The sequence below is a fragment of the Streptomyces sp. Y309 genome (genome assembly GCF_056712025.1).
Genome location: NZ_CM160048.1, coordinates 7535619 through 7547813, shown reverse-complemented (window position 1 = coordinate 7547813; position 12195 = coordinate 7535619). Strand labels below are relative to the sequence as shown.

At 72.4% G+C, this 12195-nt stretch carries 11 protein-coding genes; 4 read left to right on the top strand and 7 right to left on the bottom strand.

Translation table 11 applies throughout. From position 1 onward, the window contains the following. Positions 1-54 precede the first annotated feature (54 nt). From AC0KTA_RS31370 to AC0KTA_RS31355, 4 genes are all read right to left on the bottom strand, one after another. A complete protein-coding gene (locus AC0KTA_RS31370) occupies positions 55-1377 on the bottom strand; it encodes an HAD family hydrolase (RefSeq protein ID WP_481051575.1) in 1323 nt (440 codons plus the stop codon). 88 nt (positions 1378-1465) lie between these two features. Continuing rightward, a complete protein-coding gene (locus AC0KTA_RS31365; protein ID WP_481051574.1) occupies positions 1466-2278 on the bottom strand; it encodes a 3-oxoacyl-ACP reductase in 813 nt (270 codons plus the stop codon). 5 nt (positions 2279-2283) lie between these two features. After that, positions 2284-3651 (bottom strand): aldehyde dehydrogenase family protein, encoded by a 1368-nt coding sequence (locus AC0KTA_RS31360; RefSeq protein ID WP_481051573.1) that lies wholly within the window; start codon positions 3649-3651, stop codon positions 2284-2286. 9 nt (positions 3652-3660) lie between these two features. Beyond that, complete coding sequence (locus tag AC0KTA_RS31355; RefSeq protein ID WP_481051572.1) at positions 3661-5025, bottom strand: glutamine synthetase family protein; 1365 nt, start codon at positions 5023-5025, stop codon at positions 3661-3663. 78 nt (positions 5026-5103) lie between these two features. Here AC0KTA_RS31355 and AC0KTA_RS31350 point away from each other — a divergent pair, with 78 nt between their 5' ends. The 3 genes from AC0KTA_RS31350 (at position 5104) to AC0KTA_RS31340 (ending at position 8229) form a co-directional block, all read left to right on the top strand. Then, on the top strand, positions 5104-5904 hold the full coding sequence (locus tag AC0KTA_RS31350; protein WP_481051571.1) for a FadR/GntR family transcriptional regulator: 801 nt from the start codon (positions 5104-5106) through the stop codon (positions 5902-5904). A 109-nt stretch (positions 5905-6013) separates the two neighbouring features. Next, the gene (gene eat / locus AC0KTA_RS31345; RefSeq protein WP_481051570.1) at positions 6014-7468 is read left to right on the top strand and encodes an ethanolamine permease; all 1455 of its coding nucleotides are present in this window, start codon (positions 6014-6016) and stop codon (positions 7466-7468) included. Between the two features lie 20 nt (positions 7469-7488). Continuing rightward, positions 7489-8229, top strand: a complete 741-nt coding sequence (locus AC0KTA_RS31340; protein WP_481051569.1) for a gamma-glutamyl-gamma-aminobutyrate hydrolase family protein — start codon at positions 7489-7491, stop codon at positions 8227-8229. Positions 8230-8506: 277 nt separating this feature from the next. On the opposite strand, the gene AC0KTA_RS31335 is transcribed toward AC0KTA_RS31340, so the two are convergent. Beyond that, on the bottom strand, positions 8507-9457 hold the full coding sequence (locus AC0KTA_RS31335) for a LysR family transcriptional regulator (protein ID WP_481051568.1): 951 nt from the start codon (positions 9455-9457) through the stop codon (positions 8507-8509). Between the two features lie 70 nt (positions 9458-9527). Here AC0KTA_RS31335 and AC0KTA_RS31330 point away from each other — a divergent pair, with 70 nt between their 5' ends. Further along, a complete protein-coding gene (locus AC0KTA_RS31330) occupies positions 9528-10646 on the top strand; it encodes a TDT family transporter (RefSeq protein WP_481051567.1) in 1119 nt (372 codons plus the stop codon). Between the two features lie 43 nt (positions 10647-10689). On the opposite strand, the gene AC0KTA_RS31325 is transcribed toward AC0KTA_RS31330, so the two are convergent. Next, positions 10690-11421: a helical backbone metal receptor gene (locus AC0KTA_RS31325; RefSeq protein WP_481051566.1), complete on the bottom strand. Its 732-nt coding sequence runs from the start codon at positions 11419-11421 to the stop codon at positions 10690-10692. A 131-nt stretch (positions 11422-11552) separates the two neighbouring features. Further along, positions 11553-12128 (bottom strand): helix-turn-helix domain-containing protein, encoded by a 576-nt coding sequence (locus AC0KTA_RS31320; RefSeq protein ID WP_481051565.1) that lies wholly within the window; start codon positions 12126-12128, stop codon positions 11553-11555. Positions 12129-12195 lie beyond the last annotated feature (67 nt).

Sequence of the window (12195 nt, the reverse complement as noted above, 5' to 3'; positions counted from 1 at the left end):
GCCCGAACTTCCGCGCAATCAGCTCGGGCCCGCCCCATCTGCTCGCCCGGCCCTCTAGTACACCGAGTCCCGCTGGTCCGGCACGACGGAGCCGTCCGGGCGCAGCACCGGACCCCTGCTTCCGTCCGGCTCGTTGTACGCGGACGTCGAGCACGGGTACGTACCGGCCTTCTGCGGCAGCGGCTCGATGAACATCGGGTTCACGACCCACCGCCCGTCGGCGTTGTCGTAGGCCCGGCACATGAACTCGCTCTTGTTGCGGTTGAGCACGAGGTGCGCGCCCGTCGCGTCGCCGACGAACGTCACGTCGGTGTCCGCGTCACCGCCGCCGAGCGCGATCCGCCGGTCCCAGCGCTGCTTGTGCCAGGCCGCCTTGCCCTTGACGCCGAAGATCTCCTGGTTGATCCAGCAGCGCTTGCCGTCGATGTACGGGATGGCCTCGCCCTTGCTGACGGGAACGCCGCCGCAGCCCTGGTTCCAGGTGGTGATGCGGCCCTTGCGGTCGAGGACGGAGCGGATGGCGATGGTGTGCTTGCGGTCGATGCCGACGCCGCTCTTGCCGCCCGCCCAGACTTCGGCGACCGGCTCGGAGCCCGCCGAGACGATGTAGACGTCGAACCCGGCCTTCTTGAGGGTGCGGATCAGGTCGTGCTGCTGCTCGTAGTAGCGCGCGTAGCCGGGGATGGTGTGCGTGCCGACGGTCTGCGTGGCGCCGACGGGGGCCGCGAGGGCCTCCTTGCGGGCCTTGCGGGCGTAGCTCTCGACTTCGCGCACGGTATGCCCGGCGAAGATCTGCGGCACCCAGGCGTACTGGGGAACGGTGCGCCGGTGGTTCCAGGTGCCGGCGAAGGCGGCCGCGCCGCTCATCGTCTTGCCGTCCTCGCGGATCTCGAAGATCTCGTCCGCGCAGGCGGTGTCGGTGGAGGTGGGCAGCGGCCTGCCGACCGGGACGGAGGTGCCGCAGGCCTTGGTGAGGGCCCGGTGGGCGGCGTCCGTCATCCACTTGCTGGTGGACTTCCAGCTCTTGGGCCGCAGGATCTTGTCGTGCCTGAGCGCCCAGGCGATGGTCACGTCGGTGACGTCGTTCTTGACGACGGTGTTGTCCCAGTCGAAGGCGGCGACGGGCCGCTTGTCGCCGTGCCGGAGACCGGGGTTCGAGCAGGTGCCGCGCTCGTCGATCATTCGCTGGAGGCGGGCGCGGTTGTCGCCGTACCAGGTCAGCTTGTGCGAGAGCTGCGGGCAGCGCTCGGTCGCCTTCGAGGAGGCGGTGCCGGGGGTCGCGGCCGTGGCGGCGGCCGCGGGGAACGACGTCGCCACGGCCGCCAGCGAGGTGGCGGCCGTGGCGAGCGTCAGCGCCAGTACATGTCGGTTACGCATGTGAGTGGACCGTACAGCAAGGTGAGGGTCACCAGGTCAGAGGCCCGCGGGGGAAGTTGGCCCCGCCCCGGGACCTGACCTGCGTGACCTACAGGGGCGTGACGTACGCGCCCGCGATGCCGCCGTCGACGAGGAAGTCCGTGGCGTTCACGAACGACGAGTCGTCGCTGGCGAGGAACGCGACCGCGGCGGCCAGTTCGTCGGCCTCGGCGAAGCGGCCCACGGGGATGTGCACGAGACGGCGGGCGGCGCGCTCGGGGTCCTTGGCGAACAGTTCCTGGAGCAGCGGGGTGTTCACCGGGCCCGGGCACAGCGCGTTCACGCGGATGCCCTCGCGCGCGAACTGCACGCCCAGCTCGCGCGACATCGCGAGGACGCCGCCCTTGGAGGCGGTGTACGAGATCTGCGAGGTCGCCGCGCCCATGCGGGCCACGAACGAGGCCGTGTTGATGATGGAGCCCTTGCCCTGGCGCCGCATGTAGGGGATGGCGGCCTTGCAGCACAGGTACACGGAGGTGAGGTTGACCTCCTGGACGCGCTTCCAGGCCTCCAGGCCGGTGTCCAGGATGGAGTCGTCGTCGGGCGGCGAGATGCCCGCGTTGTTGAAGGCGACGTCGACGGAGCCGTAGGTGTCGTACGCCGTCTTGAACAGCGCCTCGACCTGCTCGGCGTCGGTGACGTCGACCTTCACGAAGGTCCCGCCGACCTCCTCGGCCGCCTTCTTGCCCGCGGTCTCGTCGATGTCGCCGCAGACGACGTTCGCGCCCTCGGAGGCCAGGCGGCGCGCGGTGGCGAGGCCGATGCCGCTGCCTGCGCCGGTGATGACGGCCGTGCGGCCGACGAGGCGGCGGCAGACGGGGGTCTGGGGGGTCCCCCCAGAAGGAGCAGTCTGGTCGGTCATGTGCTTCAGGCCTCCGTGCTCTCGGTGCTGATGAAGACGTTCTTGGTCTCGGTGAAGGCGGTGAGGGCGTCCGGGCCGAGCTCGCGGCCGAGGCCGGACTGCTTGTAGCCCCCGAAGGGGGTCCAATAGCGCACGCTGGAGTGCGAGTTGACGGACAGGTTGCCGGCCCGTACCGCCCCGGACACGCGCAGGGCGCGGCCCACGTCGCGGGTCCAGATGGAGCCGGACAGGCCGTACGGGGTGGCGTTGGCCAGCCGCACGGCGTCCTGCTCGTCGGTGAAGGGCAGCAGGACCGCCACGGGCCCGAAGATCTCCTCCACGGCCGCGCGCGAGTCCGGCCGCTCACCGGTGAGGACGGTCGGCGGGAACCAGAAGCCGGGCCCTGTGGGCGCAATCCCGCGGATCGCGGCAGCATCCTCGGGCACGAAGTCCCGTACCCGGTCCAGCTGCTGACGGGAGATCAGCGGCCCCATCTGCGTCTTCTCGTCCAGCGGATCGCCCACCACGACGGCCCGCACGGCCTCCGTCAGGAGCGCCGCGTACTCCTCGTACACCGACTCCTGCACGAGGATGCGGGTGCGGGCGCAGCAGTCCTGCCCCGCGTTGTCGAGGAACGCGAAGGGGTCGGCCGCCGCTTCGAGGTCGGCGTCGGCGAAGACGACGTTGGGGCTCTTGCCGCCGAGTTCGAGGGTGACGCGCTTCATCTGCGCGGCGCAGCGCTCCATCACGTCGCGGCCCGTGCCGCTCGACCCGGTGAAGACGATCTTCGCGACGCCTTCGTGCTCGACGAGGGCGCGGCCCGCGACCCGGCCGTGGCCGGGCAGCACCTGGAAGAGGCCTTCGGGCAGGCCCGCCTCCAGGGCGAGTTCGGCGAGGCGCAGCGCGGTGAGCGGTGTCGTCTCGGCGGGCTTGAGCACCACGGCGTTCCCGGCCGCGAGGGCGGGCGCGAAGCCCCAGGCGGCGATGGGCATCGGGAAGTTCCAGGGCGCGATCACGCCGACGACGCCGAGGGGCTCGTGGAAGGTGACGTTCCAGCCTCCGGGGGCGGGAATCTGCGCTCCGTTGAGGCGTTCGGCGCCCCCGGCCGCGTACAGCAGGAGATCCCGTACGTTGCCCGCCTCCCAGCGGGCGTTGCCGACCAGGTGACCCGCCTCGCGCACCTCCAACTGGGCGAGTTCCTCGACGTGTTCGTCGATGACGGCGGCAAAGCGGCGCAGGAGCCTGGCGCGGTCGGCGGGGGCCGCGGCGGCCCACCGCACCTGGGCCCGGGCGGCGCGCGCGACGGCCGCGTCGACGTCGCCCGCAGTGGCCGCGGGGACCGTGGCGACGACGTCCTCCGTCGCCGGGTTCAGTACCTTCAGTGACTCAAGCAAGAAACTGCCTCACATGCGTTCGAAGGAGCGGCGGAGCTCCCAGTCGGTCACCGCGGAGTCGAAGGCGTCCAGTTCGACCCGCGCCATGTTGCGGTAGTGCGCGACGACCTCGTCGCCGAAGGCGGCCTTGGCGACGGGGCTGTTCTCCCAGAGCTCGGCGGCCTCGCGCAGTGTCGTCGGGACGTGCTCGTAGTCGCCGGTGTAGGCGTTCCCCGTGCAGGCGTCGGGGAGTTCGAGCTGCTGCTCTATGCCGTGCAGGCCCGCGGCGATCAGTCCGGCGACGGCCAGGTACGGATTCACGTCGCCGCCGGGCAGCCGGTTCTCGAAGCGCAGCGAGCGCCCGTGGCCGACCACGCGCAGCGCGCAGGTGCGGTTGTCGTAGCCCCAGGCGGCGGCCGTCGGCGCGAAGGAGCCGGGCTGGAAGCGCTTGTAGGAGTTGATGTTGGGCGCGTACAGGAGCGAGAAGTCGCGCAGCGCCGCGAGCTGTCCGGCGAGGAAGTGCCGCATCACCGGGGACATGCCGCCGGGCCCGTCACCGGCCATGACGTTGGTGCCGTCGGCGTCCTGGAGCGAGAGGTGGATGTGACAGGAGTTGCCCTCGCGCTCGTTGTATTTCGCCATGAAGGTGAGCGAGACGCCTTCCTGCGCGGCGATCTCCTTGGCGCCCGTCTTGTAGATGGAGTGCTGGTCGCAGGTGACGAGGGCCTCGTCGTAGCGGAACACGATCTCGTGCTGGCCCGGGTTGCACTCGCCCTTGGCGGACTCGACGGTGAGGCCGGCGGCCGCCATGTCGTTGCGGATGCGGCGAAGGAGCGGCTCGATGCGGCCCGTACCGAGGACCGAATAGTCGATGTTGTACTGATTGGCAGGCGTCAGGCCCTTGTAGCCCGCGTCCCACGCCTGCTCGTACGTGTCCTTGAAGACGATGAATTCGAGCTCCGTGCCGACGTGGGCGGTGCAGCCGAGTTCGGCGAGCCGGTCCAGTTGGCGGCGCAGGATCTGGCGCGGGGCGGCCACGACGGGGGCGCCGTCGGTCCAGGCGAGGTCGGCCATCAGCAGGGCCGTGCCCTCGTTCCAGGGGACGCGGCGCAGCGTGGCGAGGTCGGCGTGCATGGCGAAGTCGCCGTAGCCGCGGTCCCAGGAGGACATCGCGTAGCCGTCCACGGTGTTCATCTCCGTGTCGACGGCGAGGAGGTAGTTGCAGCCCTCCGTGCCGTGCTCCAGGACCTCGTCGAGGAAGAACCGGGCGGCGAACCGCTTGCCCTGGAGCCGCCCTTGCATGTCGGGGAAGGCCAGGACGACAGTGTCGATCTCACCGCTCGCCACGAGAGCACGCAGCTCCTCGATGCCGAGCGGGGGTGTGCGGTCTGCCACGGGAAAAGCCTCCTTGGGTCAGCCGAGTGGCCATAAGGTATTGCCGAGAACCATTGCTTGGGAAGGGGGTACGGGCAGATGTCGCACACGGAGGCGGACACCGGGCACACGCGGGGTGCCGAACGGCCGCGGGACACCGCGCGGTCGCGGGACGCCGCGCACGTGCCGGGCGACGACCGGCTGACGCAGGTGCTGCGCCCGGTCCGGGCGGGCAACGGCTTCGAGGAGGCCCTGGAGCAGATCCTCCAAGTGGTCCGCCTCGGCCTGGTGCCCGGCGGGGAGCGGCTGCCCGCCGAACGGGAGCTGGCCGACCTGCTCGGGATCAGCCGGGTCACGCTGCGCGAGGTCCTGAAGGTGCTCCAGGACCAGGGGCTCGTGGAGTCACGCCGGGGGCGCTACGGCGGTACGTTCGTGCGCCCGCGCCCCACGGCGGCGGGCGAGGACGAGCTGCGCCGCCGGATCGCGGACGTGGACGTGGAGGACGCACTGCGCTTCCGCGAGGTCCTGGAGGTGGGCGCCGCGGGGCTGTGCGCGGCGCACGGGCTCGACGACGGGCAGGCGGAGCGGCTGCGGGCGGCGCTCGCCCACACCCACGACGCGCCGCTCGCCGAGTACCGCCGCCTGGACACCCTGCTGCACCTCACGCTGGCCGAGCTCTCCGGCTCGCCCTCGCTCACCGCGCAGTACGCGGCGGTCCGCGCCACGGTCAACGAACTCCTGGACTGCATCCCGCTCCTGGTACGCAACCTGGAGCACTCGCAGCGCCAGCACACCGCACTCGTGGAGGCCGTGCTCGACGGCGACGCGGACGGCGCCCGGGAGATGATGCGCGAACACTGCGCGGGGACGGCGGCGCTGCTGCGGGGGTTCCTCACGTGAGGTGATTAACCACGGCGTAACGCACGGGTCTTGCTTTCTCACCCCTGCGCCCGCAAAGGTATGGCTCCATTCCATTGAACGCCCGCATGCCGCCGCAGGGAGCCCTGTCATGAGCCTGGAGTCCACAGAGCCGTCGAAGGCCCGCGCCTCCGAGGAACCGGACGACTACCTGGAACGGCGCGCGCTGCGCCGCGGCAACGCGGGCTGGGTGCTGCTCACCGGCCTCGGCGTCGCCTATGTCGTCTCCGGCGACTTCTCCGGCTGGAACTCCGGCCTCAAGGAAGGCGGCTTCGGCGGCCTGGGCATCGCGATGGCGCTCATGGGCGTCATGTACGCGTGCATGGTGTTCTCGCTCGCCGAGCTGTCGTCCGTCCTGCCGACGGCGGGCGGCGGCTACGGCTTCGCGCGCCGCGCGCTCGGCCCCTGGGGCGGCTTCCTCACCGGCACCGCGATCCTCATCGAGTACATCCTGGCGCCCGCCGCGATCGTCATCTTCATCGGCGACTACGTCGAGTCGCTGGAGCTGTTCGGCCTGGAGTCGGGCTGGCCGGTGTACCTGGCCTGCTTCGCGATCTTCATCGGCATCCATCTGTGGGGAGTGGGCGAGGCGCTGCGCTTCAGCTTCGTGGTGACAGGCATAGCCGTGGCCGCGCTGCTTGTGTTCGCGGTGGGCGCGTTCATGGACTTCGACGCCTCGCACCTGAACGACATCACGGTCGACCACGACGCGTTCGGCGCCAACTCCTGGCTGCCGCTCGGCCTGCTGGGGATCTGGGCGGCCTTCCCCTTCGGCATGTGGTTCTTCCTGGGCGTGGAGGGCGTCCCGCTCGCCGCCGAGGAGACCAGGGACCCCGCCCGTACGCTGCCGCGCGCCATCCGCTGGTCCCTGTGCATCCTGGTCGCCCTCGCCCTGATCACCTTCTTCGCCTCGGCCGGGGCGCGCGGCTCCGCGGCGATCCAGGACACCGGCAACCCGCTGGTGGACGCGCTGCAGCCGGACGGCAAGGCGACGGGTCTGAGCCGGGTCATCAACTACGCGGGCCTCGCGGGCCTGGTGGCGTCGTTCTTCTCGCTGATCTACGCGGGCTCCCGCCAGCTCTTCGCGCTCTCCCGCGCGGGCTACCTGCCGCGCTTCCTCTCCCTCACCAGCAGCCGCAAGGCCCCCTACCTCGGCCTGCTCGTCCCGGGCGCCATCGGCTTCGCGCTCGCCGCGGCGACGGGCGACGGGGCGCGGATGCTGAACGTGGCGGTGTTCGGCGCCACCATCTCGTACGCCCTGATGTCCCTGTCCCACATCGTCCTGCGCCGCCGCGAGCCGAACCTGCCGCGCCCCTACCGCACCCCCGGCGGCGTCCTGACCTCGTCGGTCGCCCTCGCCCTCGCCTGCGCGGCACTCGTCGCGACATTCCTCGTGGACGTCACGGCGGCGTTCATCGCGCTCGGCGTGTACGTCGTGGCGCTCGCGTACTTCGGCCTCTACAGCCGCAAGCATCTGGTGGCACGGGCGCCGGAGGAGGAGTTCGCGGCGCTGGCGGAGGCGGAGGCGGAGCTGGAGCGGGGCTGAATCTGGAGCACGGCGGAATCATGGAGAACGTGGCGAACACGGTGAACGTGGAGAATCGGGTGAACGTGAAGGTGAACAAACCCCTGATCGGCATCAGCACCTACCTGGCGGAGAAGGCGAGTTGGGGGGTGTGGGAGCTCCCCGCCGCCCTGCTCCCCGCCGGCTACCCGCGCCTGGTCCAGGCGGCGGGCGGCCTCGCGTCGATGCTGCCGCCCGACGAGCCTTCGTACGCCGCCGAGGTCGTCGCCCGCCTCGACGGCGTCGTCATCGCGGGTGGCCCCGACGTGGAGCCGTCCCACTACGGCGCCCCGCGTGATGACCGCACGGGACCGCCCGCGCCGGAGCGGGACGCGTGGGAACTCGCCCTGATCCGGGCGGCGTTGGACTCCGGTACGCCGCTGCTCGGCATCTGCCGGGGCATGCAGCTCCTGAACGTCGCGCTGGGCGGCACGCTGGTCCAGCACCTGGACGGCCACGCGGCGGCGCCCGGCGTCTTCAGCACCCACACGGTGACGCCGGTCCCCGGCACGCGGTACGCCGACATCGCCCCCGCCCCCACCGCCGTCCCCACCTACCACCACCAGGCCGTGGACCGCCTGGGCCACGACCTGATCCCCTCCGCCCACGCGGCCGACGGCACGATCGAGGCACTCGAACTCCCCTCCCCCGGCTGGGTGCTGGGCGTGCAGTGGCACCCGGAGATGGGGGAGGACGTGCGGGTGATGGGGGCGTTGGTGAGGGCAGCGGGGGAAGGGGGGTGAGCCGCGTCCGACCGGAGCGGGCGCCGGAGGGCGCGGGGCCCACCCTGCGTCCGACAGCAACGGGTGGGCGGGTGGGAGAAGCCCAGGCCGCAGGCCAACAGCGCCACGCGGACGACAGGGGACCGCAGGCCCGGCGGGGGCGCGGGGCCCACCCCGCGTCCGAGAGAGCCGGGTGGGCGGGTGGGAGAAAGCCCAGGCCGCAGGCCGACGGCGCCACGCGGACGACAGGAGACCGCAGGCCCGGCCAGGGCGCCCAGGCCCACAGCACCCAGAACGACTAGGGCACCCCACGAGTCAGGCTCAAAAGCTCCCGCACCGGCCCCGCCGGAACAAGCCCCACCGGCCAAACGGCCCGCAGCGCCCGCTGCAACCGCACCCCCTCCACAGGAATCCGCACCAGCCGCCGCGCGGCCACCTCCTCGCCCACGGCGAGCTCGCTCAACACCGCGGGCCCGGCCCCGCTCACCGCGGCGGACTTGACGGCGGTGGTCGAGGACAGCTCCAGGAGAGGCCGCGCGAGCTCCCCGAGCGCGGCCTCCAGCACGGCTCGCGTACCCGACCCCTCCTCCCGCAGGATCAGCGGCGTGGCCGAGAGCTCCGCGGCCCGGAGCGGCGCCCGCCGCCGCGCCCACGCGTGCCCCGGCGCCACCACCACGACAAGCCGGTCCTGCGCGACGACCACGCCGTCCAGTCCGGCCGGCAGCCCGACGCCCTCCACGAAGCCGACATCGGCCTGCCCGCCGAGCAACTGCCCGGCGACCACGGCGGAGTTGCCCGCGCTGAGCGACACCGCCGTGTCCGGCAGCCGCGCGCGCAGCGCGATGAGCCACCCGGGCAGCAGATACTCGGCGATGGTCATGCTCGCCGCGACCCGCAGCCGCGAGTCCCGCCGGTCCCGCAGCGCCTGCGCCCCCGCGTCGAAGGCCTCGGCGGCCTCCACGATCCGCCGCGCCCAGTCGGTGACGAGGGCACCCGCCTCCGTGAGCCGTGACCCGCGCGGGGAACGGTCCACCAGGGCGACGCCGAGCTGCCGCTCCATGGACCTGATCCGCCCGCTGGCGGCAGGCTGCGTGATGCCCACCTCGCGCGCCGCCCGGCCGAGACTCCCGAGCCGCGCCACGGCCAGCAAGAGCTCAAGGGCACCCAGGTCCGGCACCCGATGCGCGAGCGGCGCCCCCGTCGACGTACCCCCGCCACCGGCTCCGCCCCCACCACCAGAAACACTCATAAGTCCAGGTTATGCCCTCATAGCCGAGAGATCCCTGGTGGCCGGGCCCGACCGGGCGCACCGTGGAGTCATGGTCACAGTCGCCCACTCCCCCGCTCCGGCCCGCCCGGCCACAGGGCCCCGCTCCGGCGCCGTCCGCCACCTCGGCCCGAACTGGTACGCCTCCGTCATGGGCACCGCCATCATCGCCAACGCCGGGGCCGCCCTGCCCGCGGACGTCCCGGGCCTGCGCACGGGCGCGACCGTGGTGTGGGCGCTGTCGCTGCTGATGCTGGTCACCCTGCTCACCGCCCGCGCCGTCCACCTGGTCCACCACCGCGACCAGGCCCGCGCCCACCTCGCCGACCCGGCCATGGCGCCGTTCTACGGCTGCCTGTCCATGGCGCTGCTCGCCGTGGGCGGCGGCACGATGCTCGTCGGCGCCGACTGGATAGGCACCACGGCGGCGGTCGCCGTCGACACGGTCCTCTTCACCGCCGGTACGGCCATCGGGCTCGCCGCGGCCGTCGCCATCCCGTACCTGATGGTGGTCCGGCACCGCGTGGAGCCGGGCACCGCCTCGCCGGTGTGGCTGCTGCCCGTCGTGGCGCCCATGGTCTCGGCCGCCCTCGGCCCGCTGCTCGTCCCGCACCTGCCCGCGGGGCAGGCCCAGCAGACCCTGCTCTACGGCTGTTTCGCGATGTTCGGCCTGAGCCTGCTCGCCACCCTGGTGATGCTGCCGCTGATCTTCGCGCGCCTCGTGAACGGCGGCCCGCTGCCGCTCGTCCTCACCCCCACTCTCTTCCTGGTGCTCGGCCCGCTCGGCCAGTCGACCACGGCCGCCAACAAGTTCGCCGACGTCGCCCCGGGCGTGCTGCCCGCCCCGTACGACCAGGGTTTCGCCGTCTTCGCCGTGCTGTTCGGCGTGCCCGTGATGGGCTTCGCGATGATGTGGCTGGCGCTCGCGGGCGCGATGGTGCTGCGGGCCCGGCGGCGCGGCATGGGCTTCGCGATGACCTGGTGGGCGTTCACCTTCCCCGTCGGTACGTGCGTGACGGGCGCCGAGGGCCTCGGCAAGCACACCGGTCTGGTGGCGTACGACTGGCTGGCCGTGGCGCTGTACGCGCTACTGGTGTCGGCCTGGCTGGTGGCGATCGTCCAGACCGTGCGCGGCGTGGCCAACGGCAAGCTGCTCGCGGCCCCACGCTGAGCGCCGCCCCGGTCCCCGCGCTGAGCACCGCCTCGCGCGAACGTCAGCGGCGGGCCGCCCGCAGCGCCTCCCCCAGCACCGCCGGGGCTTCGGCGAGCGACGGCCCGTACCACGTCAGATGCCGTCCGCTGACGAGCGCAACCGGGACCGTCGTGGGAAACGCCTCCGGTCCGTCCTCCCGCGTGAACCGGTACGGCTCGTCCGGCAGGACCACCAAGTCCGGCTCCGCGGCCCGCAGTTCGTCGAGGGGGACGCGCGGATAGCGCTCGGCGTGCGCCGCGTACGCGTTGTCGACGCCCAGGCGGGCCAGCAGGTCCCCCGCGAAGGTGTCCCGGCCGAGGACCATCCACGGCCTGCGCCAGATCGGCACGGCGGCCCGCGGGCGGATCGACGGGCACGGCGGGTCGAGCCACACGGTCTCGGCCCGCTCCAGCCACTCCGGACGTCCCTTCGCCCCGCACGCGGCCAGCACCCGCTCCAACTCCCGGAACGCCTGGTCGAGCCCGCGCACCTCGGTGACGAGGACCTCGATCCCCGCCGCCCGCAGCGCCTCGATGTCCGGGGCGCGGTTCTCCTCCTCGTTGGCGATCACCAGGTCGGGTGCGAGCGCCACGATCGCCGGCACGTCGGGATTCTTGGTGCCGCCGACGCGTACGACATCGAGGTCGGCCGGGTGCGTGCACCAGTCGGTCGCGCCGGCCAGGGCGCCCGGCACGGTCGTGGCGACGGCCTCCGTCAGCGACGGCACCAGCGAGACCACCCGGATGTCCGCCATCAGCCCGTCACCCCTCCTCCCCCTGCATCAATGCATCAGCCCTCAAGCGGTCCTCAAGCGCTCGTGAAGCACTCCTCAGCGACTTCTCGGCCACTCCTCGGCGACTTCTCCACGGCCCCTCGGCGGCTTCTTCAGTGCCGCCCGCCGTCGACCGCCTCGATGTGGTCCCCGACCGCGACGACGAGCACGCGCGCGTCGGCCGCCGTGGCCCGCCAGCGGTGCCGCACCCCACCGGTCAGATACAGGCTGTCGCCGCGCCCGAGGCGGTAGGCCCGACCCTCGGCCTCGACCTCGACGGTGCCGCCGATGACGTACATCAGCTCGTCGTTGCGGTGCTGGAACTCGCGGCCTTCGTCGTGATCGCCGACGTACTCGAAGACGTGCAGTTGGTGGTGGCCGCGCACCAGGTCCCGCACGTGCGTCTCGGGGGTGCCGCCCGCGAGACTGACCTGGTCGGCGGCGCGCACCACGTCGACCGTGCAGGCCGGGTCGGCGGCGGCGAGCAGCTCCACGGCGGTGGTGCCCAGCGCGTCGGCGACCCGCTCCAGGGAGCGCATGCTGGGCCGGGCCCGCTCGTTCTCGACCTGGCTGAGGAAGGGCACGGACAGGCCGCTGCGCCCGGCGACGACGGCAAGGGTGAGTTCGAGCTGGCGGCGGCGGCGCCGCACGGCCGAGCCCACCCGGAGGGTCTCCTTGTGCTCGTCCATGGCCCCGGCTCCCTTCTTCCGCTCCGAGTCATCACCCTGAAGGGTTTTCTGCACCCTACGCATGTTC

Excerpts from the sequence above, each read along its gene's own strand:
- AC0KTA_RS31370 (WP_481051575.1), bottom strand. The coding sequence starts at position 1,377 with ATGCGTAACCGACATGTACTGGCGCTGACGCTCGCCACGGCCGCCACC.
- AC0KTA_RS31365 (WP_481051574.1), bottom strand. The coding sequence starts at position 2,278 with ATGACCGACCAGACTGCTCCTTCTGGGGGGACCCCCCAGACCCCCGTC.
- AC0KTA_RS31350 (WP_481051571.1), top strand. The coding sequence starts at position 5,104 with ATGTCGCACACGGAGGCGGACACCGGGCACACGCGGGGTGCCGAACGG.
- eat (WP_481051570.1), top strand. The coding sequence starts at position 6,014 with ATGAGCCTGGAGTCCACAGAGCCGTCGAAGGCCCGCGCCTCCGAGGAA.
- AC0KTA_RS31340 (WP_481051569.1), top strand. The coding sequence starts at position 7,489 with ATGGAGAACGTGGCGAACACGGTGAACGTGGAGAATCGGGTGAACGTG.
- AC0KTA_RS31335 (WP_481051568.1), bottom strand. The coding sequence starts at position 9,457 with ATGAGTGTTTCTGGTGGTGGGGGCGGAGCCGGTGGCGGGGGTACGTCG.
- AC0KTA_RS31330 (WP_481051567.1), top strand. The coding sequence starts at position 9,528 with ATGGTCACAGTCGCCCACTCCCCCGCTCCGGCCCGCCCGGCCACAGGG.
- AC0KTA_RS31325 (WP_481051566.1), bottom strand. The coding sequence starts at position 11,421 with ATGGCGGACATCCGGGTGGTCTCGCTGGTGCCGTCGCTGACGGAGGCC.
- AC0KTA_RS31320 (WP_481051565.1), bottom strand. The coding sequence starts at position 12,128 with ATGGACGAGCACAAGGAGACCCTCCGGGTGGGCTCGGCCGTGCGGCGC.